Origin of the sequence: Priestia sp. TSO9, assembly GCF_021029645.1 — a bacterium.
Lineage (GTDB): Bacteria > Bacillota > Bacilli > Bacillales > Bacillaceae_H > Priestia > Priestia megaterium_E.
In genome coordinates this window covers 442668-462076 of sequence record NZ_JAJEKD010000015.1, presented here as the reverse complement: position 1 = coordinate 462076, position 19409 = coordinate 442668, and the positions used below count along the sequence as shown (strand labels likewise).

29 protein-coding genes are annotated in these 19409 nt (G+C 38.8%); 25 read left to right on the top strand and 4 right to left on the bottom strand.

What is annotated here, in order from left to right:
* Window positions 1–80 precede the first annotated feature (80 nt).
* From LJC66_RS17325 to gvpU, 18 genes are all read left to right on the top strand, one after another.
* Window positions 81–419, top strand: coding sequence for a zinc ribbon domain-containing protein YjdM (locus LJC66_RS17325; protein ID WP_230933094.1), 339 nt, complete (start codon window positions 81–83; stop codon window positions 417–419).
* Window positions 420–620: 201 nt separating this feature from the next.
* Entirely contained in the window at window positions 621–1865 is a 1245-nt protein-coding gene (gltP, locus tag LJC66_RS17320) for a glutamate-aspartate/proton symporter GltP (protein ID WP_230933093.1), read from the top strand.
* A 265-nt stretch (window positions 1866–2130) separates the two neighbouring features.
* Window positions 2131–2610: a DUF2798 domain-containing protein gene (locus tag LJC66_RS17315; RefSeq protein ID WP_230933092.1), complete on the top strand. Its 480-nt coding sequence runs from the start codon at window positions 2131–2133 to the stop codon at window positions 2608–2610.
* Window positions 2611–2801: 191 nt separating this feature from the next.
* Complete coding sequence (locus LJC66_RS17310; protein ID WP_045294309.1) at window positions 2802–3287, top strand: general stress protein; 486 nt, start codon at window positions 2802–2804, stop codon at window positions 3285–3287.
* 448 nt (window positions 3288–3735) lie between these two features.
* Window positions 3736–3996 (top strand): gas vesicle structural protein GvpA, encoded by a 261-nt coding sequence (gene gvpA, locus LJC66_RS17305; RefSeq protein WP_013058000.1) that lies wholly within the window; start codon window positions 3736–3738, stop codon window positions 3994–3996.
* A gap of 60 nt (window positions 3997–4056) precedes the next feature.
* A complete protein-coding gene (gvpT, locus tag LJC66_RS17300) occupies window positions 4057–4542 on the top strand; it encodes a GvpT/GvpP family gas vesicle accessory protein (RefSeq protein ID WP_028409331.1) in 486 nt (161 codons plus the stop codon).
* 25 nt (window positions 4543–4567) lie between these two features.
* Window positions 4568–5041, top strand: coding sequence for a gas vesicle protein GvpQ (gene gvpQ / locus LJC66_RS17295; protein ID WP_028409330.1), 474 nt, complete (start codon window positions 4568–4570; stop codon window positions 5039–5041).
* A gap of 19 nt (window positions 5042–5060) precedes the next feature.
* Window positions 5061–5327: a gas vesicle structural protein GvpA gene (gvpA, locus tag LJC66_RS17290; protein WP_013057997.1), complete on the top strand. Its 267-nt coding sequence runs from the start codon at window positions 5061–5063 to the stop codon at window positions 5325–5327.
* Between the two features lie 75 nt (window positions 5328–5402).
* Window positions 5403–5669 (top strand): gas vesicle protein GvpO, encoded by a 267-nt coding sequence (gene gvpO / locus LJC66_RS17285; protein WP_153255151.1) that lies wholly within the window; start codon window positions 5403–5405, stop codon window positions 5667–5669.
* Window positions 5670–5697: 28 nt separating this feature from the next.
* On the top strand, window positions 5698–6624 hold the full coding sequence (gvpN, locus tag LJC66_RS17280) for a gas vesicle protein GvpN (RefSeq protein WP_195696454.1): 927 nt from the start codon (window positions 5698–5700) through the stop codon (window positions 6622–6624).
* A gap of 14 nt (window positions 6625–6638) precedes the next feature.
* Window positions 6639–7406 carry a GvpL/GvpF family gas vesicle protein gene (locus LJC66_RS17275; RefSeq protein WP_195696455.1) on the top strand — a complete coding sequence of 256 codons (768 nt, stop codon included), beginning with the start codon at window positions 6639–6641 and terminating at the stop codon, window positions 7404–7406.
* 1 nt (window position 7407) lies between these two features.
* A complete protein-coding gene (locus LJC66_RS17270) occupies window positions 7408–7674 on the top strand; it encodes a gas vesicle protein GvpG (protein WP_013084016.1) in 267 nt (88 codons plus the stop codon).
* Window positions 7675–8484, top strand: coding sequence for a GvpL/GvpF family gas vesicle protein (locus LJC66_RS17265; RefSeq protein WP_230933091.1), 810 nt, complete (start codon window positions 7675–7677; stop codon window positions 8482–8484). It abuts the gene before it with no gap.
* Window positions 8485–8501: 17 nt separating this feature from the next.
* The gene (locus LJC66_RS17260; RefSeq protein ID WP_013057991.1) at window positions 8502–8789 is read left to right on the top strand and encodes a gas vesicle protein; all 288 of its coding nucleotides are present in this window, start codon (window positions 8502–8504) and stop codon (window positions 8787–8789) included.
* Window positions 8743–9027: a gas vesicle protein K gene (locus LJC66_RS17255; RefSeq protein WP_013057990.1), complete on the top strand. Its 285-nt coding sequence runs from the start codon at window positions 8743–8745 to the stop codon at window positions 9025–9027. Before LJC66_RS17260 ends, LJC66_RS17255 begins: the two co-directional genes overlap by 47 nt.
* A 21-nt stretch (window positions 9028–9048) precedes the next feature.
* The gene (locus LJC66_RS17250; RefSeq protein ID WP_050690959.1) at window positions 9049–9351 is read left to right on the top strand and encodes a gas vesicle protein; all 303 of its coding nucleotides are present in this window, start codon (window positions 9049–9051) and stop codon (window positions 9349–9351) included.
* 36 nt (window positions 9352–9387) lie between these two features.
* Window positions 9388–10257: a GvpT/GvpP family gas vesicle accessory protein gene (gvpT, locus tag LJC66_RS17245; protein ID WP_195696457.1), complete on the top strand. Its 870-nt coding sequence runs from the start codon at window positions 9388–9390 to the stop codon at window positions 10255–10257.
* 23 nt (window positions 10258–10280) lie between these two features.
* On the top strand, window positions 10281–10697 hold the full coding sequence (gene gvpU, locus LJC66_RS17240; protein WP_013057987.1) for a gas vesicle accessory protein GvpU: 417 nt from the start codon (window positions 10281–10283) through the stop codon (window positions 10695–10697).
* Window positions 10698–10727: 30 nt separating this feature from the next.
* On the opposite strand, the gene LJC66_RS17235 is transcribed toward gvpU, so the two are convergent.
* A complete protein-coding gene (locus LJC66_RS17235) occupies window positions 10728–11630 on the bottom strand; it encodes an AraC family transcriptional regulator (RefSeq protein ID WP_230933090.1) in 903 nt (300 codons plus the stop codon).
* A 108-nt stretch (window positions 11631–11738) separates the two neighbouring features.
* Between LJC66_RS17235 and LJC66_RS17230 the strand changes: the two genes are divergently transcribed.
* Window positions 11739–12659, top strand: coding sequence for an EamA family transporter (locus LJC66_RS17230; protein ID WP_230933089.1), 921 nt, complete (start codon window positions 11739–11741; stop codon window positions 12657–12659).
* 34 nt (window positions 12660–12693) lie between these two features.
* Here LJC66_RS17230 and LJC66_RS17225 read toward each other — a convergent pair whose 3' ends face one another.
* A complete protein-coding gene (locus LJC66_RS17225) occupies window positions 12694–12909 on the bottom strand; it encodes a hypothetical protein (protein WP_230933088.1) in 216 nt (71 codons plus the stop codon).
* 273 nt (window positions 12910–13182) lie between these two features.
* On the opposite strand from LJC66_RS17225, the gene LJC66_RS17220 reads away from it, so the two are divergent.
* The 3 genes from LJC66_RS17220 (at window position 13183) to LJC66_RS17210 (ending at window position 15339) form a co-directional block, all read left to right on the top strand.
* Window positions 13183–14118, top strand: coding sequence for an aldo/keto reductase (locus LJC66_RS17220; protein ID WP_098332098.1), 936 nt, complete (start codon window positions 13183–13185; stop codon window positions 14116–14118).
* 370 nt (window positions 14119–14488) lie between these two features.
* Window positions 14489–14872, top strand: coding sequence for a MerR family transcriptional regulator (locus tag LJC66_RS17215; RefSeq protein WP_025751010.1), 384 nt, complete (start codon window positions 14489–14491; stop codon window positions 14870–14872).
* A gap of 20 nt (window positions 14873–14892) precedes the next feature.
* On the top strand, window positions 14893–15339 hold the full coding sequence (locus LJC66_RS17210) for a GNAT family N-acetyltransferase (RefSeq protein ID WP_230933087.1): 447 nt from the start codon (window positions 14893–14895) through the stop codon (window positions 15337–15339).
* A 314-nt stretch (window positions 15340–15653) separates the two neighbouring features.
* Here LJC66_RS17210 and LJC66_RS17205 read toward each other — a convergent pair whose 3' ends face one another.
* The gene (locus LJC66_RS17205; protein WP_013057978.1) at window positions 15654–15800 is read right to left on the bottom strand and encodes a YjcZ family sporulation protein; all 147 of its coding nucleotides are present in this window, start codon (window positions 15798–15800) and stop codon (window positions 15654–15656) included.
* Between the two features lie 447 nt (window positions 15801–16247).
* Here LJC66_RS17205 and LJC66_RS17200 point away from each other — a divergent pair, with 447 nt between their 5' ends.
* Both LJC66_RS17200 and LJC66_RS17195 read left to right on the top strand, forming a co-directional pair.
* Complete coding sequence (locus tag LJC66_RS17200) at window positions 16248–16820, top strand: GNAT family N-acetyltransferase (protein WP_230933086.1); 573 nt, start codon at window positions 16248–16250, stop codon at window positions 16818–16820.
* Window positions 16821–16900: 80 nt separating this feature from the next.
* Window positions 16901–18037 (top strand): GAF domain-containing sensor histidine kinase, encoded by a 1137-nt coding sequence (locus tag LJC66_RS17195; RefSeq protein WP_028409318.1) that lies wholly within the window; start codon window positions 16901–16903, stop codon window positions 18035–18037.
* Window positions 18038–18095: 58 nt separating this feature from the next.
* Here the strand turns inward: LJC66_RS17195 and LJC66_RS17190 are convergent, their stop codons facing one another.
* On the bottom strand, window positions 18096–18869 hold the full coding sequence (locus LJC66_RS17190) for a DUF2628 domain-containing protein (RefSeq protein WP_098580096.1): 774 nt from the start codon (window positions 18867–18869) through the stop codon (window positions 18096–18098).
* Window positions 18870–19059: 190 nt separating this feature from the next.
* Here LJC66_RS17190 and LJC66_RS17185 point away from each other — a divergent pair, with 190 nt between their 5' ends.
* Entirely contained in the window at window positions 19060–19404 is a 345-nt protein-coding gene (locus tag LJC66_RS17185; protein WP_195696462.1) for a YunG family protein, read from the top strand.
* Window positions 19405–19409: the final 5 nt, after the last annotated feature.

The following is a 19409-nucleotide window of genomic DNA, read 5'->3' as shown; positions in this document are numbered from 1 at the left end:
GAATTGTGACAGTATAAAACAGATAAAAAATGTAATCTCGTGACCTTGCTAACGTTTACGAGCCGCTGGAGGAAAAGAAAATGAATGTACCTAATTGCCCAAGCTGTCAATCACAGTATACATATGAAGATGGAAACCTGTTCGTCTGCCCAGAGTGTGCCCATGAATGGAGGCAAGACGAAAAAACAGAAAGCAGGGAAGAACAGCTTACTGTAAAAGATGCAAACGGGAACCTTTTAAAAGACGGAGATTCAGTTACCGTCATCAAAGACTTAAAAGTAAAAGGGAGCTCATCGGTTGTAAAAATCGGAACGAAAGTAAAAAGCATTCGTTTAGTAGAAGGCGATCATAACATCGACTGCAAAATTGACGGATTTGGAGCGATGAGCTTAAAATCTCAGTTTGTTAAAAAAGCATAAGAATTAAAAAAGCCAGGATGAAGAACAACTTCACTCTGGCTTTTTTCTATGTGTTTTAACTGATACAGCTAAATATATAGACCATTTTGTCTATTTTAGAAGGAATCTAGCTAAATGTCCCGAACTTACTTAAAGTGTCTGATAATTTGGATATTAATGGAATGGATGTCCGTTTCATGAAGACAAAAGGGAGGGAGAAATGTGAAAAAGTTTTTAGCGTTTCAAATTTTAATTGCATTAGTAATCGGAGCTTTTATCGGGCACTTTTTTCCGGACTTTGGGATGGCTTTAAGAGCGGTAGGAGACGGGTTTATCCGGCTCATTAAAATGATTGTGGTGCCGATTGTCTTTTCAACCATCGTCATAGGTGCTGCGGGAAGCGGCAGTATGAAACAAATGGGGAGTCTAGGGTTAAAGACGATTATTTGGTTTGAAATCATTACGACCATCGTATTAGGAATCGGCCTGCTGTTAGTGAATTTGCTAAAGCCCGGAGTAGGCCTCGATCTTTCTCATCTTGTGAAAAAAGATATCGGTGAATTGTCTCAGTACACCGACAAAGTCGTAGACTTTAAACAAATGATTTTAAACATCATTCCAACGAATATCGTGGATGTGATGGCAAAAAATGATTTGCTGGCCGTGATTTTCTTTGCTATTTTATTTGGTGTTGCCGCTTCAGGAGTTGGGAAAGCATCCGAACCTGCAATGAAATTTTTTGAATCCACGGCTAAAATTATGTTTAAATTAACGCAAATTGTGATGGTCACAGCGCCTCTTGGTGTACTAGCGCTAATGGCTGCATCTGTAGGGCAATACGGCATTGTACTTCTGCTTCCAATGCTAAAGCTTATTGGAACCGTCTTTTTAGGTCTTTTTATTATTTTATTTGTTTTATTTCCGCTTGTTGGTTTTTTGTTCAAATTCAACTACTTTGAAGTATTCAAAATGATTTGGGATTTGTTTCTTATTGCGTTTTCAACAACAAGTACGGAAACGGTGCTGCCACAGCTGATGGAACGGATGGAAAAGTACGGATGCCCTAAACGAGTTGTGTCGTTCGTTATTCCGTCGGGCCTGTCGTTAAACTGTGATGGCTCCACGCTGTATTTATCCGTTTCATGCGTCTTTTTAGCACAGGCTTTTAACATCGATATGCCATTAACTCAGCAATTATTTATGATGCTTATACTCGTGATGACAAGTAAAGGAATTGCGGCTGTCCCGTCAGGTTCACTTGTTGTTCTTTTAGCAACAGCCAACGCAGTAGGTCTGCCGGCTGAAGGAGTGGCAATTATCGCAGGAGTAGACCGGATCATGGATATGGCCAGAACAGGAGTCAACGTTCCAGGCCACGCGATTGCCTGTATCGTCGTCTCAAAATGGGAAAAAGTATTCCGCACCCAAACGCCGATCCCGCCTGCATCTCACACGGAATCTCTATAAAACCAACCCCCGCTTTAGCTCATAAAGCGGGAGTTTTTTGTTAAATCTCTAAATATTTATTAACGATGTAGACTAGCGTAATTTGCCATACTCAGCCCTACTCAAAAAAAGAGCACGCGCCGCTTAAGTCTAAAAAAATGCCCTGTGACTGTTTTTTGGTCACAGGGCATTTTTTTAGATGAATGTTCACAAATTGTTCACTTACGAAGAAGGAAGATAAAAAGCTATACTAAGCCAAGTAAAAAACATGAAAAGGATGAGGAATGTGCCAACAACTAAAAAAGAAAGTATGTATTTTGGAATGATGATGTGCGGAGGGATGGTGCTTGTGATGACGATGTATAACATGTTCATGAATGATGTTATCGGGCATATCACGCTTGCAGAAGGTATCTTGAACTTGGTTATCACCTTTGCAGTTGCCATGGCTGTCGAAACTTTCGTAGTCGGTCCCGTAGCAAAAAAAGTAGCATTTTCACTGCCTTTTGATAAGTCTAAACAGTTAAAAGTCGTGTTGATCCTCTCAACGTGCATGGTTATTGGAATGGTGCTTTCCATGTCTGTATACGGGTTAATTACGATGTCGCTTACCAAAGGTTTAGACGGAGAGCCGCTTCTTTCAAGCTATGCATTGATCGTGATGAAAAACTTTATCGTGGCATACCCGCTTCAGCTTCTCATTATGGGACCTTTAGTTCGCTTATTGTTCATGAAATTTGTGAAAAAGAATCCGGCAGCTGCTTAAGTCAAAACCCTAAGAGCGTCTATTTTCTTAGGGTTTTGTTATGCAAAGCTGTTTGGTAAGCAGAGAAGAAAGTCACTAAATGAAGAGTGATTTGGCGCTATCTATCTAAGTACAAAGAGGATTTCATACTCTCTAAAACGTTTCAAAGCCATACTCTCGGGTACACACAACATTAATGAGGAGGAGATAGTATGGAAGCAAAAGCTAAGAATGTTGTGGGAGTATATGAAACGGAACAAGAAGCAATTCATGCTGTAGAGAGTTTAAAAAAAGAAGGATACGCATCGGAAGAAATATCTATCATAGGTAAACATAAAAAGACTAAAAAAGTTCAGAAAGAAACGCATACAAAAGCAGAAGGCGCAGCAACTGGAGCGCTTACCGGAGGTACGCTAGGGAGCTTGACCGGAATATTAGCAGGTGCCGGCGCTCTTGCAATCCCGGGAATAGGTCCAATTGTAGCGGCTGGTCCGATTGTAGCTACATTAACAGGTGCAGCAGCTGGTGCGAGTGTAGGCGGTCTGTCAGGTATTTTAGTCGGTATGGGAATTCCAAAACAGCAGGCCGAGCACTATAATGATTCTGTTAAAGAAGGCAGCCTGCTTGTTTTAGTAGACAAAGAAGACTGGGATCATGATGGAAACCCGAAAGCGCCTTTAACCGGAATGATTTTATAGAACGTATGATATGTAAGAAAAAGCTGTTGCAGTGCGGCAGCTTTTTTTATGCGCTGATTTTGTTTAGGTGAACTTGACTCACAATAATATTCCATAATAGTTAAAAATATCAAAATATGTCATGGTGTATCGAGTGATAATATGCCTTAAATTATAATGTAATATTATTGTAACAATAATGTATTTATTGTTTTATTTTGGAATTAAAATCTTGATGAATGCTTTAATAGAAGGATTTACGCGTAACTAACATCCATAAATTAACTGTAAAATATTATACAAAGTAGAATAATTTTCTAATTTATTTTCAAGAATTAATTTTTAGCAAATTATTCATGTTTGAAAGATGGTTAAAAAGTATATTTCAAAAGTATGTTTACTTAAAAAGTTAAGCAGGTTGATTAGTAGCATCATTCATTTAGCTAAATTTCGAAAGGAGCTGCTAAAAATGAGTATTCAAAAAAGTACAGATAGTTCTAGTTTAGCAGAAGTGATTGATCGAATTCTTGACAAAGGAATTGTCATCGATGCTTTTGCCCGAGTATCACTCGTAGGAATTGAAATTTTAACGATTGAAGCGCGAGTCGTTATTGCAAGTGTCGATACGTGGCTTCGCTACGCAGAAGCGGTCGGGTTATTAACCGACAAAGTAGAGGAAGAAGGGCTGCCTGGCCGAACAGAAGAGCGAGGGGCAGGGCTTAGCTTTTAAGTCTTTTAATCGTAAGGAAATTCATTAAATAAATAATAATAAGAGAAAAGAGGATGAAACATGTCAACAACTGATAATAATGTGCAAAATGAAAAACAAGAAAATCAGCAGCAGGAAGAAAAAACGCAAAACTCTTTAAATCTTGCTATTTTAGGAGGCGTAGTAGGAGCAGGAATTGGGCTTCTTTCAAGTCCGCAAACGAGTAAAAAAGTACTCAGCCGCTTAGGACAATCAGAAATTGTACGTGCGACAGGACAAGAGTTAAGAAGAAACGCACAGGATATTTTAACACAGCAAGCGATGGGAGCATTAAGACAGACGGCTACAGGCTATCTTGAAAAAGACAATTTAAGCAAGCTGCTCGCACCTAAAAAGAAAAAAGAAGAGGCATCAAATGAACAGGGAAATGCGCAGGAAGAAGTCAGCCAAAGCGCAGAAATGGAAACGTCTCAGTACGAAGAGCTAAAAGAAGAAAATAAAAATATGAACGACCAGCTGCAGCGCATTGAAGAGATGCTAAACAAACTCATGGACGCGAAGAAGTAAGATATCCGTCCTGAAGGGGAATTTCATGGATAAAAAAGATGTGGAGAAAGCAGCACTAAAAGCAGGAAAAAAAATAGTGGAGCACACGCCTGAACCTGTTAAGGAAAAGGTAGAAGAAAAGGTTAAAGAAAAAGCGAAAGAAAAATTTGTCGAAAAAACTGAAGGGAAACTGCAGGAAAAAGCAAATGAAGCGTCAGAAAAACTGCAGGAAACAAAAGAAAAAAATGCCCAAAAGGTACACGGCAAAGGAGAAGACGCAAAAGAAAAGCTCCAAGATGTCTTACTATCAGTAAAAGATAAGCTTAGCGATGTGAAAGAAGCTGGAGAAAACTTTCAAGAAAAAGTTTCTTCTTCAGACGATAAAGAGAAGTCAAAAAATAAGCGGAAAATAAAAGGCGCAAATCAGATTAAAAAAGCAACGGATATTAAAAGCTCTACTAAGATTAAAAGTTCCAATGATATTAAATCATCTACAGATTTAAAAACAATGGGATCATAAGCGAAAGGAGAAATGAGATATGTCTATTCAAAAAAGTACTAATAGTTCAAGTTTAGCAGAAGTCATTGACCGTATTTTAGATAAAGGAATCGTTATTGATGCTTTTGCAAGGGTTTCTGTTGTAGGAATTGAAATTTTAACGATTGAAGCGCGAGTGGTTATTGCCAGTGTTGATACATGGTTACGCTATGCAGAAGCAGTAGGGCTTCTTCGTGACGACGTAGAAGAAAACGGTCTTCCTGAACGTTCAAATTCTAGTGAAGGACAGCCGCGTTTTAGTATTTAATATGAAGTGATATGGAACCTTCCTTTTTTGAGGGTGGTTCCAGCTTTTAGATCTAACTATTGGAGGCTACTAAAAATGGAAATTAAAAAAATTATGCAAGCCGTGAACGACTTTTTCGGTGAAAACGTAGCTCCTCCTCATAAAATTACCTCGGTGGAAACTACTGAAGATGAAGGTTGGAGAGTTATTGTTGAAGTCATTGAAGAACGAGAATATATGAAAAAATACGCCAAAGATGAAATGCTCGGAACGTACGAATGCTTTTTAAACAAAGAAAAAGAAGTCATTTCATTCAAACGACTCGACGTCAGATATAGAAGCGCCATTGGCATTGAAGCATAAACGATAAGATGGCAGGAGGAACGTAAAAATGACCGTCTTAACAGACAAAAGGAAAAAAGGCAGTGGAGCTTTTATACAAGATGACGAGACGAAAGAGGTTCTTGCAAGAGCGCTGAGCTATTTAAAATCCGGCTATTCCATTCATTTTACAGGTCCTGCCGGCGGAGGCAAAACCTCTTTAGCGCGAGCGCTTGCTAAAAAGAGAAAGCGTCCTGTAATGCTGATGCACGGGAATCACGAGCTCAACAACAAAGATTTAATTGGCGATTTTACGGGATACACGAGCAAAAAAGTAATCGACCAGTATGTTCGTTCGGTCTATAAAAAAGATGAACAAGTGAGTGAAAACTGGCAGGATGGCCGATTGCTTGAAGCTGTAAAAAATGGCTATACGCTGATTTACGACGAATTTACTCGGTCTAAGCCTGCAACGAATAATATCTTTCTATCAATATTAGAAGAAGGCGTGCTTCCGCTGTATGGAGTAAAAATGACCGATCCTTTTGTGCGCGTGCATCCCGATTTTCGCGTCATCTTCACAAGCAATCCGGCTGAGTATGCCGGCGTATATGATACGCAAGATGCGCTTCTTGACAGGTTAATTACCATGTTTATTGATTATAAAGACATCGACAGAGAGACAGCGATTTTAACGGAGAAAACGGACGTAGAAGAAGACGAAGCGCGCACAATTGTAACGCTCGTCGCAAACGTGCGAAACCGCTCTGGAGACGAAAACAGCAGCGGACTTAGCCTTCGGGCTTCGCTTATGATAGCTACTCTCGCCACGCAGCAAGACATTGCTATCGATGGAAATGACGAAGATTTTCAAACGTTATGTATGGATATTTTGCATCATCCGCTTACCAAATGTTTGGATGAAGAAAATGCAAAAAGCAAAGCCGAAAAAATCATTTTAGAAGAATGTAAGAATATAGACACGGAAGAAAAGTAAAGGAGCTTGAAAACATGAGTGAAACAAACGAAACAGGTATTTATATTTTTAGCGCCATTCAAACGGATAAAGACGAAGAATTTGGCTCGGTGGAAGTAGAAGGAACAAAAACTGAAACATTTTTGATTCGCTACAAAGACGCGGCGATGGTAGCAGCTGAAGTACCGATGAAAATTTATCATCCCAATCGCCAAAATTTATTAATGCATCAAAACGCAGTAGCAGCGATTATGGACAAGAACGATACGGTTATTCCAATCAGCTTTGGGAATGTATTCAAATCCAAAGAAGATGTAAAAGTTCTTTTGGAAAACCTTTATCCGCAGTTTGAAAAACTGTTTCCAGCGATCAAAGGAAAAATTGAAGTCGGTTTAAAAGTAATTGGGAAAAAAGAATGGCTTGAGAAAAAAGTAAACGAAAATCCTGAACTTGAAAAAGTATCAGCATCCGTAAAAGGAAAATCAGAAGCAGCCGGTTATTATGAGCGTATTCAACTTGGGGGAATGGCTCAAAAGATGTTTACTTCCCTGCAAAAAGAAGTCAAGACAGATGTGTTTTCTCCGCTTGAAGAAGCAGCGGAAGCAGCAAAAGCAAATGAGCCAACGGGCGAAACGATGCTTTTAAACGCGTCTTTCTTAATTAACCGAGAAGACGAAGCGAAGTTTGATGAAAAAGTGAATGAAGCGCATGAAAACTGGAAAGACAAAGCCGATTTTCATTACAGCGGTCCTTGGCCTGCTTATAATTTTGTGAACATTCGCCTAAAAGTAGAAGAGAAATAACGTGCTTCACAAATTAGTAACCGCCCCTATTAACCTTGTAGTGAAAATCGGCGAAAAAGTACAGGAAGAAGCTGATAAACAGCTATATGACCTTCCGACGATTCAGCAAAAACTCATTCAGCTTCAAATGATGTTTGAGCTTGGTGAAATTCCGGAAGAAGCGTTTCAAGAAAAAGAAGATGAATTGTTAATGAGGTACGAAATTGCGAAGCGCAGAGAAATTGAACAATGGGAAGAGCTAACAAAAAAAAGAAATGAGGAATCCTAGATGGGAGAATTACTGTATTTATACGGTTTAATTCCAACAAAAGAAGCAGCAGCCATAGAGCCGTTTCCATCTTATAAAGGGTTTGACGGAGAACATTCACTGTACCCACTAACGATTGACCAGGTGACGGCTGTCGTTTCTAAACTGGATGCTGACACCTATTCAGAAAAAGTGATTCAAGAAAAAATGGAGCAGGATATGAGCTGGCTGCAGGAAAAAGCATTTCATCATCACGAGACGGTAGCCGCTTTGTACGAAGAATTTACGATCATTCCATTAAAATTTTGTACCATTTATAAAGGTGAAGAAAGTCTGCAGGCAGCTATTGAGATTAACAAAGAAAAGATAGAAAATTCACTGAAGCTGCTTCAAGGAAATGAAGAGTGGAACGTGAAGATTTACTGTGATGATACGAAGCTTAAAAAAGGAATCAGCGAAACGAATGAAAGCGTGAAAGCGAAAAAAGAAGAAATTAGTCACTTATCACCAGGAAGACAATTTTTTGAAAAGAAAAAAATAGATCAGCTGATTGAAAAAGAATTAGAACTTCACAAAAACACAGTGTGTGAAGAGATACATGACAAGCTCAAGGAACTGTCGCTTTATGACTCTGTGAAAAAAAATTGGAGCAAGGACGTAACGGGCGCAGCTGAACAGATGGCGTGGAACAGCGTGTTTCTTCTCCCGTCTCTGCAAATCAATGAGTTTGTAAACAAAATAGAAGAGCTTCAGCAAGAGCTTGAAAATAAAGGCTGGAAATTTGAAGTGACGGGACCATGGCCGCCCTATCATTTCTCGAGCTTTGCGTAAAGTGAGGAATTAACAGTATGTCTCTTAAACAATCCATGGAGAATAAAGATATTGCTCTTATTGATATTTTAGATGTCATTTTAGATAAAGGAGTCGCCATTAAAGGAGACTTAATCATATCCATAGCCGGCGTCGATTTAGTGTATTTGGATTTGCGGGTGCTTATTTCTTCGGTTGAAACGCTGGTTCAAGCAAAAGAAGGAAATCGCAAACCAATCACTTCTGAACAATTTGATAAACAAAAGGAGGAATTAATGGATGCAACCGGTCAGCCAAGCAAATGGACGAATCCACTTGGATCCTGATCAAGCTGAACAAGGCTTAGCGCAGCTTGTGATGACAGTTATTGAGCTATTGAGGCAAATCGTTGAACGTCATGCCATGAGGCGGGTGGAGGGTGGAACGTTGACGGACGAACAAATTGAAAACTTAGGAATTGCACTAATGAACTTAGAAGAAAAAATGGACGAGTTGAAAGAGGTGTTCGGTCTGGACGCAGAAGATTTAAATATTGATCTTGGACCGCTAGGCAGCCTGCTTTAAGCGGTCAGTAGGAGGAACAGTATGGCAGTCGAACATAATATGCAGTCAAGTACGATTGTAGATGTGCTCGAAAAGATTTTGGATAAAGGAGTCGTCATAGCAGGGGACATCACCGTAGGAATTGCAGATGTCGAGCTATTAACGATAAAGATCCGCTTGATTGTGGCTTCGGTTGATAAAGCCAAAGAAATCGGCATGGACTGGTGGGAAAATGACCCTTATCTCAGTTCAAAAGGAGCCACTAACAAAGCGCTCGAAGAAGAAAATAAAATGCTGCATGAGCGGTTAAAAACGCTTGAAGAAAAAATAGAAACGAAACGTTAAAAACTGTACGCTACTTAAAAAATGGAGGGATTTACAATGGCAACTGAAACAAAATTAGATAACACACAGGCAGAAAACACGGAAAATAAAAAGGCGGAAAACGGTTCAAAAGAAAAGAACGCTTCAAAAGCAAGCAAAACAACAAGCAGCGGGCCAATCAAACGAGCGGTAGCAGGAGGCATCATCGGTGCAACGATTGGATATGTATCGACTCCTGAAAATCGAAAAAGTCTCCTTGACCGTATTGATACAGACGAATTAAAAAGCAAAGCATCTGATTTAGGAACAAAGGTAAAAGAAAAATCAAAAAGCAGTGTAGCCAGCCTGAAAACATCTGCGGGAAGCTTGTTTAAAAAAGATAAAGATAAATCAAAAGATGATGAAGAAAACGTAAATTCTTCTAGTAGCGAAACAGAAGACGATAACGTTCAAGAGTACGACGAGTTAAAAGAAGAAAATCAAACTCTTCAAGATCGCTTATCACAGCTTGAAGAAAAAATGAACATGCTTGTTGAGCTTAGCCTCAATAAAAATCAAGACGAAGAAACGGAAGATACAGATTCCGACGAAGAAGAGAACGATGAAAACGAGCAGGACGACGAAAACGAAGAAGAAACATCTAAGCCTCGTAAAAAGAACAAAGAAGAAGAGGAGCAAGAAGAGGAAGAAGAAAGTGAAAGTGACGAAGACAGCGAGGAAGAAGAGGAAGATTCTCGCTCAAACAAGAAAAATAAAAAAGTAAAAACAGAAGAAGAAGACGAAGATGAAAGCGAAGAAGACAAAAAGGAAGCGAAGCCAAAAAAGTCAACAGCTAAAAAATCAAAAAATACAAAAGCAAAGAAAAACACGGATGAAGAAGAGGATGACGCAACATCTCTTTCTAGTGAAGACGACACAACAGCCTAAGGCGTAAAGGAGGAAAGAAAGACATGAGTACAGGCCCTTCTTTTTCAACTAAAGACAATACGCTTGAATACTTTGTGAAAGCTTCTAATAAACACGGCTTTTCACTTGATATCTCATTAAATGTAAACGGCGCTGTGATTTCCGGTACCATGATTTCAGCAAAAGAATACTTTGATTACTTAAGCGAAACGTTTGAAGAAGGCAGTGAAGTGGCTCAGGCGCTAAGCGAACAATTCTCTTTAGCAAGCGAAGCGAGCGAATCAAACGGAGAAGCAGAAGCCCATTTTATTCATTTGAAAAATACAAAGATTTACTGTGGAGACAGTAAATCTACTCCTTCTAAAGGCAAAATCTTTTGGAGAGGGAAAATAGCAGAAGTAGACGGGTTTTTCTTAGGAAAGATTTCTGATGCAAAATCAACGAGTAAAAAGAGTTCATAAAAAATGGCGGGGCAACCACCCCGCCGTTTTTTAGTGATGTGATGAAATGTGCAGCTTCTTTTTTCGATACATGAGCGGAGTCATCTTCATTTCTTTTCGAAACTGATTAATAAAATAGCTTGTACTATTAAACCCTACTTGATAAGCGACGTCCGTCACATTTGCTTCTGCTTGCTGCAGCATAACTAAGCTTTGCTGAATTCGATAGTTTAATACATAGGTCAAAGGCGATTTTTTTAACATTTTCTTAAAATATCGACAGCATTCAGAACGGCTCAATTGTCCGGCTTTGGCAATATCATCGAGCGTAATCTTTTCAGCAAAGTGCAAATGAATCCAATTAAGCATTTGCTTCATCCGCTGATTTTTGATCATTTCTTTTTCATTGTATTTCAGCTGCAAACCATTAAGAATTAAATTTTTCCAAAGTATGCTGAGTTCAGAGGCAATCTCTATTTCATAGTGGTGCGGCTGCTTATGAATCCATGTGTGTATCTTATGTATAGACTCTAACACGTTATTTCCCCAGGCTTGCTTTGGACTGATGAATAAATGTGATAGATTCGTTGCATGAATGTAGGGATAAACGTAATTTGTGAAAAGTTCTTGCGGCACAAGAAAATGAGGAGAAACATTTAAGCAAATGTACACGCAGCCAGATTTGTTTATGTCTTCAGCAGCCATATGAAGACATCCGCTGTTAATAAACAGTCCGTAGCCTTGTTTTACAGTCACTGTTTTTTCATTTATTTGAAAAGACGCATTACCTTTTATAACCAATACAAATTGAAGCTCATCATGCCAGTGAAGAGGGATGTAGCCGTTTATGTGATCACTGATCGTTGTTTGATAACATGCTACTGGCAGCTCAACGGTGCGATGGGTCGTTAGCTCTTTTAAGTTTTCATCAATTTTAAAATGTGCTGCTGGCATACATGGTCACCTCAATATATTTATATTTTTTAATGCAATATGCGTATTTTTCGCCCCGTTTTTCACTTATTATAACACTATTCTTATAATAAAAGTGAGGGATGAAAGATGAACGATCTCAGCAGAAAAAAAGGGTTCTTCTTTGTAACAACGGGAGCTATATGTTGGGGGATGGGAGGAACGGTTGCTCAAAAGCTTTTTCAAGAATTTGAAATCAGTGTAGACTGGCTTGTTTCAGTACGGCTGCTCATTGCAGGTTTTTTGCTGCTAATGATTTCATGTATAAAAAATAATCATTCTCACGTATTTGGAGTATGGAAGAACCGAAAGTCAGCTTTTCAGCTCGTCGTTTTTGCCATAGCTGGTATGCTTGCCGTTCAGTATACGTATATGGCTTCTATTAAGCATGGAAATGCAGCAGTAGCTACGCTGCTGCAGTATTTATCACCGGTGATGATTATCGTATATTTGCTTTTGCGCAAGCAGTCTATATTTACGCGACAAGACGTCATCACTGTTCTGCTGGCACTGGGAGGCTGCTTTTTTTTATTAACAAACGGCTCTATTTCTCAGCTGTCTGTTTCTGTATCTGCCGTTGTTTGGGGAGTGCTGTCAGGCGTAGCGGCTGCTTTTTATACGCTGTATGCGGTGCCGCTGATCAAGAAGTACAGTTCACTTGTCATCGTTGGCTGGTCAATGGTAATTGGGGGAAGCGTAATGAGCTTTATTCATCCTCCTTGGGAAGCGTCAAGCTTATCACCAATAACCTGGGGATATATTGTATTTGTTATTATTTTTGGCACGATGCTTGCTTTTTGGTTTTATGTAGAAAGCCTGCAAAGTCTTTTACCTAAAGAAACGAGTTTGCTTGGAAGTTTAGAGCCTTTAGCCGCTGTTATTACAACCGTTGTTTGGCTGAAAGAGCCTTTTGGTTTCTATCAATGGATGGGCACAGCTTGTATTATTGGATTAGTTCTATTACTCACACGAACGAAACAAGCATCTTCTGAGACGACACTTTCAGCATAAATGGGGGCTTGCTAAAAGAAGAAGAAAACCAATGTCACTTTGCCGCCGAATCTGTAGAAACTCGTTTGACTTTTAAAATCTTTACATATTGAATAAACACTCTTTCTTTTGTAGAGACATTTAATTTAGCAAGTCTTGATGCGTCATCTCGATTTTCAGCAGATTCTATCACAAAAGTTCCTTTAATTTTGGCTTCATCTTTTAGAACGGAATACTGTATTTCAAATCGTTTTGCTTTCGTTTTCTGCATAGTGATTGATAAGCTCCTTTGCCTGATAGATTAATGTATTGCTATGAAATAAGCTTCGATAAAAAGGAAGAAAAGAACGTAACATATACTACTAAATGAAATGCAGAGCGGCAGTGACTTTTATCACACCACACCCTAGTATTTCATCTTTTTACCAAAAAAGATAGGGTGTTTTACCGTTGCTGCTTATAAAATCTTTTATTCTTTCTGCTTGACCTAGAGTTAACTCTATGGTTTATCTTGTAGTAGTATCATTTCAAGGAGGGGCTTTATATGAAGTATCATACAATTGCTAATACTGACTTACACGTATCAAATTTAATTATGGGAAATATGCGTTTAACAGAGCTTTCTTTACCGGAAGCAGAGAAGCTAATCCGCACAGCGATGGAAGAAGAAATTAACTTTTTTGACCACGCTGATATTTACGGTCCTGATTATGTAGGACAATGCGAAGAGTATTTTGCAAACGCTATACAAATGAATTCAAGTCTTCGTGAGAAAATGGTGATTCAAAGTAAATGCGGCATTAACGCAGCGGAAAATTACTATGACTTTTCAAAGAAGCATATTATAGACTCTGTTAACGGCAGCTTAGAGCGTTTAAAAACAGATTACTTAGATCTTTTATTACTTCATCGTCCAGATCCGCTAATGGACCCTGAAGAAGTAGCAGAAGCGTTTAATGAGCTTCAAAGCAGCGGAAAGGTACGTCACTTTGGGGTGTCGAACCACAACCCAGCGCAAATTCAGCTGCTTGAAAAATATATCAACCAAAAGCTTGTCGTAAACCAGGTGCAGTTCAGCATCGCACATACGCCAATTATAGACTCTGGTATTTCTTTAAATATGGGCATCGACCAAGCTGTGAACCGCGACAGCAGCGTGCTTGAATATTGCCGTTTAAATGATATAACGCTTCAAGCGTGGTCGCCATTTCAAAACGGATTTTTCGAAGGACCTTTCCTAGGCGATAAAGAGAAATTTGGAAAGTTAAACGAAGTGATTGATCGCATCGCAAGTAAGTATAGCGTGACGAATACAGCGATTGCCGTTGCGTGGATCACAACTCATCCTGCAAACATCCAGGTAGTGCTTGGTACGACAAATATTCAACGTATGAAAGATGCAAGTAAAGGTTCAGAAATCAAGTTAACGCGCGAAGAGTGGTACGATATTTATAAAGCCGCTGGCAACATGGTGCCTTAAGCGCTGCAGTTTTTAAAATAAAGCAGGTAACTCCGTTCGGATATGGAACGGAGTTACCTGCGTTTTAGGATAAGTAACTACTGGTTAAGCTAGAAAAAGATTTAGCAGCAGCTCAATTATTTTTGTGACGCCAAGACCTAACAAAAAGGCAATAAAACCGCCAATTACAATAGTAAGCATCATGTGAGCAGTATTCATCGTATTCATCCTTTCGGGTTTAAATATATGTTGCTTGCTGCTTGTACAAAAAGTCTGCAGCATAAAGAGCGCAATGAAGAAGACTATAAAAGAATAAATTCTCGAGATAACTGGAGGTCAAGACAAACTCATCATGTTTTTCTGAGAAGTTTAAGGTGTAGGAGGAAGCAGTATGACGTATACCATTTCACAAGTTGCAAAGAAATTAAACGTGACAATTTATACCATTCGCTATTATGATAAAGAAGGGCTTTTTCCATTTTTAGATCGTACAGCGTCAGGGAATCGTATTTTTAAAGAACAAGATATTGAATGGATTGATTTAATCTGCTGTTTAAAAAGCACAGGGATGCAAATCAAGGACATTCGGACGCTTATTGAAAACTGTACGCTTGAAAATGCCGTGCTTGATAAAAGTCTGCAAATGCTGATGGATCATAAAAAAGCGGTACAAAAAGAAATCGAAGAAATCCATCACAAGCTTGAGACGATTGATTATAAAATTAAGCACCTGCCGGAAATGTACGAGCGAATTGTTAACAAGCCTTCAAACTAAACAAAAAAGGAAGCGTGAAAATGATCAAAAAAGTAGTACCTCTCACTGCAGAGAATATGCAGCAGTGCATTAACTTATATATGAATGTATTTACAAAAAAACCTTGGAATGAGCCATGGACAGAGAAATCAGCTAGAGAAAGGCTGACTGATTTACTGAACACACCTAAATTTATGGGCTATTTATTTTATGACCAAGGAGAGTTGATTGGAATGATTGCAGGTCACGCAAAAAAATCATACAGCGGTATGACCTTTTACGTGGCCGAGCTTTGTGTCAGCGCAAGCGTGCAGGGAAAAGGGTACGGTTCAGCTATCTTAAGCCGGTTTGAGAACGAACTTCAAAGACACGATATCAACAGCTTGTATCTCTTGACGGCGACTGGAGGAGCTGCACAGGCTTTTTATGAAAGAAACGGCTATACTGTCAATGATCAGCGCGTTGTCTTGAAAAAAACGTTTGTTTAATGTTTAGCATCTACATAGAGCAGGAAGAGAGTTGCAGAGTGACTCTCTTTTTAATTAATCTTTTTATCTATTAATATGTAGAAGAAAAGGAAGTATGAACAAGAAAAATAAGGTGAGGGGAAGAAATAGACAAGAAACGGCAGATTAAAAAAATCTATTTTTTTATAATGGCTAGTCTTATTATTACCTGATTCATAAGCACATTTAAAAACAGTGCCCATTATGTGGACACTGCTTTTTCATAATAAAGTGGAAAGCTAGCTTTTGGTAAAAAAATTAGCGGAAATGAAGCTGTTCATCATTATTTCTAATGATTAGCAACCGCCAAACCCTCCCCAGCAAGCACAGCCGATGATGATTAATAAAATGAATAATACGATGATTAAAGCAAAGCCACTGCCAAATCCGCAGCCGCCGCCGTAACCGTAACCGCCATAACCACAGCCACCATAGAAGCCCATATATTTCACCTCCAAGTTCTGAGTACATTTTTAACATATGCCTGAAATGCAAAAGTGCTCCAAAAATATCCAATGATTTCAATGGAAATAAAAAAAGATAAGAAAAGAAGATGGACACGGTACTTTTTTTCACTTTCTACATAGGATGAATCATCCCAAGATCTCATATATGAGCCCCCATGTTATAACAAAGCAGGCTAATACCACTTCCTCCTTAGCCTGCGTACATAATGAAGGAGAAGCCGAAGAATTTTTTCTTCGGCTTCTTATTTTTTTACTATGAAATAAACACGTTAGTACTTTCCCTATACCATTTTAAGTCAGGATCCGCTTTTTGTTCTTTACATTACAGTAAGAAACGCTTACTATGTGAGAAAATGGAAAATGTTAATGAAGCATTCTTTTTACATAACTTTCTGTGAGAAGTAAAAGAGGGAGAGACATAACATGATTGAAAGTCATACTATTTATTTACGCCCGTTAACTGTCAGCGATGCACACGACAGCCTTCGGTTGCAAAAGGACAATCGCGGCTTTTTTGAACAGTTTTCTATGATTCGAGAGCATTCTTTTTATACGTTAGAGAGCCAAGTAGAAAAAATTCAGCGTCACGAAGAGAATAGGAGAAACGATGAAGAATACTATTTTGGTCTTTTTCAAAAAGAGAATAATAAGCTGATTGGCACCATTAGTCTTTTTCAAGTGCTGCGCGGATCTTTACAAAGCGCATTTATCGGCTATTTTCTAGATCAGCATCATAATGGAAAAGGGTACGCAACAGAAGCCGTAAAAGCACTTGTTGACTATGCGTTTGAAGAGCTGCATCTTCACCGCATTGAAGCCGGCGTTATGCCACGTAATTTGCCTTCTCAGCGCGTATTAGAAAAAGCAGGGTTTCGTAGGGAAGGAATTGCTAGGAAAAATGTAAATATTAATGGCATATGGGAAGACCATCAAGTCTTGGCTATCCTTAACCCTAATGATGAAATAGAAGAAATACACGAGTTCTTAAAATTTTGATATACGTTTTTACATTTAAATTTTATAATGAGAGTAAGAGAATAGAACAGTCTATATTTAAATAGTAGGTGACTAAGGTAATGGAAGAGAGGAACATCAATGAAAAAGCCGTTTGGGATGTATTGCAGATGGCTAGCGAAGTAGTCGGAAGCAGAACGCTGTTTGTAGGGATTTTCGACGAACAATTTTCAGTTATGAAAGCCTTTAATAAAGAAGGGGGAAGCCTTGTAGAGGATGGACTGACGCTGCCGTTAGAGCTTGCGGTATGCAACTTAGTTACGTGTGATGAACCCCTTGTTATTCCCAATACAAAACGCGATGTTAGAACGTCTAATTTAGCCATCATTGATGGTGCCCGGGTAGGTTCTTATTTAGGAACACCTATTGTGCTAGAAGACGGGAGGATGTTTGGTACTTTATGCGCGGTCGATCCGGATCCTTATCAGTTTAGCGAAAGTGAAATTCAAGGGTTAAACCGGCTGGCTGGTATTTTGTCTCATATTATTTATAAAAATCAAGCGGCTGTTTTGCCGAAAATTGAAGAGAAAATTCTGCAGCTTGATAAACTGGCGCTCGTAGGGCAGCTAGCAGCAGGGTTAGCACATGAGATTCGAAATCCGATGCAGTCGGTGCGTGGCTTTATTCAATTTTTATTTAATGAAAATGAACAGGCAGAGCCTTTTCAAAAAATTGTTCTTGATGAACTGGACCGTATGAATGAACTTATTAACAACTTCTTGCTTGTCACGCAGCCAACAGCGCCTAAAAAAGAAATCGTATCGATTGTAGAAGTTATTCATGATACCGTTGCTTTCTTGAAAAGTGAAGCTGCGCTGTATAATGTCGAAATGAACGTAAGAATAGAAGGAGCCATTCCGCTTGTATCAATCGATCCTGCTCAAATGAGACAAGTGTTTATGAATCTTTTGAAAAACGCCATTGAAGCAATGGAGAAAAAGAAACGCGGGGAAGTAAATCTTATTATCAAAAAATGGGAAGATTGTGCTCTTATTGATATTCAAGATACCGGTTCTGGGATTCCGCTATCCATTATTAATAAAGTAGGAAATCCATTTTTCTCAACAAAAGATGGAACAGGCATGGGGTTAGGGCTTTCTATTTGTAAAACAATCATCAACGAGCATAACGGTAAGCTTTCGATTGAAAGTGATGAGAACGGGACAGTAGTGACGGTTAAGCTCCCTTTGACGCTTTAAGATAAAACAAAAAAAGAAAGGAGAGCAAACCTCATCCTTTCTTTTTTTGCTGACCTTTTTAATATGCTGAACTGTCTTCAATCCAGTATTCATAGTCTTCCGCATCTTTTTTATTTAACTTTTTGCCGTTGATGTAAATTTTGTCCCATTCGTAAATTTGTTTATCCAAATAAACATTAAATACAATGCGTACATGCTCTTTTTCTGTATAATCGTAGCCGGTAAATTGTACAACGTGATGACGGCCTTCTTTTTTAATATAGGTCCATTTTGGATGATCGTTGTACATTTCAAGAGTAATTGCTTCGTCGCCGTAGCGAACTACATCTTTAATATTCGTTTTTGTTGGTAAAAATGATAATCCCGCTCCGACTCCAAAAGTAATCACAAGCGCTAAGATGCTTAAACCAATAGCAATTCCGATGTGAGTGCCGCCTTTTATTTGCAGATAAGCTTCTTTCCGCTGCTCCGGCTGAGCTTCGGCTCGAACTAACACGTTTTTAACTTGTTTATAATACCAGCGGTTGGCACATAGCCCTGTAATAAGTGAAGCACCGCCGAACACAATTGCATCCGACCACTCTGGTATGTCTACAAAGCACAAAAGGGAAAACCAAATTACCTCAATAAGCGTTAAAATAAAAAAGTGCTTATACATTTTTCGGTATGCAAACCAAGCGCTTGTCAGAAAAAAGGCTGCCCAGTTCCACGTGTTGTTTTTAGCTGGATTAGCTGTTTTTCCCCACTTCAAATCATAATAGGACGTATTTGTTCGAACTACTTTATGCTCTTCTTCAAAAGACAGGAGTTCATTTACTGCTTGTTCTTCCATTTAAAACACCTTTCATTGGTTATAATCTATCATCTAAAATGACTCTATTATTATACATTATTTCTATTATTTTTCTATTCTTCCTTAAATTATTTTTAAAGTAAGAATATTTGTGCTATGGGTTTTTTAACGGGAACTTTCATAAAAAAGAAGAATATGGTAGATTTGAAGAAAAAGGAGGTGCTTAAACGTGAATCGTTTAAAGAAAGCCCTGCACCAATCGTGGTCAATTCATTCAAGCACGAAGTGGACGGCTGACAATCCTGCCAAAGGACAGTGCGGCGTGACAGCTCTTGTCGTTCAAGATATCAAAGGAGGATATATTTTAAAAACTCCGTGTAAAGAAGGATGGCATTTTTATAATCAGCTCAACGGACAGCGCTATGATTTTACACAAGAACAATTTCGTGAGCCTCTCCATTATGCAGACATTTTGTCCAGTCGGGAAGAAGCGTTTATGGATACCAATAAGGAGCAATATGAGGCTTTAAAGAAAAACGTAATGGCCTGTTTCATACATGAAAATTCCCTTTAGAAAGG